1 protein-coding gene is annotated in these 393 nt (G+C 71.0%); it reads right to left on the bottom strand.

What is annotated here, in order from left to right; genetic code table 11:
• Positions 1–291, bottom strand: a 291-nt coding sequence (locus H6A21_RS10815) for a helix-turn-helix domain-containing protein (protein ID WP_342636108.1), incomplete at its 3' end; no start/stop codon positions are given.
• Positions 292–393: the final 102 nt, after the last annotated feature.

The following is a 393-nucleotide window of genomic DNA, read 5'->3' as shown; positions in this document are numbered from 1 at the left end:
CTGCTCGCGGGTCGCCGGCGCGGCCTTCGCCCCCGATCCCCTCGGCCTGCCCTTCGGCTTTGGCCTGAGGGCCTCCGCGCCGCCCTCGCGGTACAGGCGGCACCATTGCTTCAGCGGAGACAGGCTCGCGATGCCGAAGCGCTCCATCGCCTCGGCCTTGGCCATCCCGCCGTCGACCACGGCGCTCGCCGCGGCCACCTTCGTCTCGAAGTCGTATCTAGCGTGCGTCTTGCCCATGTTCAGCAGGCCGTCCCTCCCCACGGACCGGTACGTCTGCTGCCATTTTCTCACGGCCTCCTCCGGGATCCCGAGGACCTTGGCGACGGATCCCCGCCCCCGCCCCTCCGCGAACATGTCGGCGGCGAGCTCCCTGAGCTTGCGGTCGTGCCTGCA

Source organism: Collinsella tanakaei (assembly GCF_016902615.1).
GTDB classification, from domain to species: Bacteria; Actinomycetota; Coriobacteriia; order Coriobacteriales; family Coriobacteriaceae; genus Collinsella; species Collinsella tanakaei_A.
The sequence above is the reverse complement of the archived record's forward strand: the minus strand, read 5'-3'. Positions and strand labels throughout refer to the sequence as shown.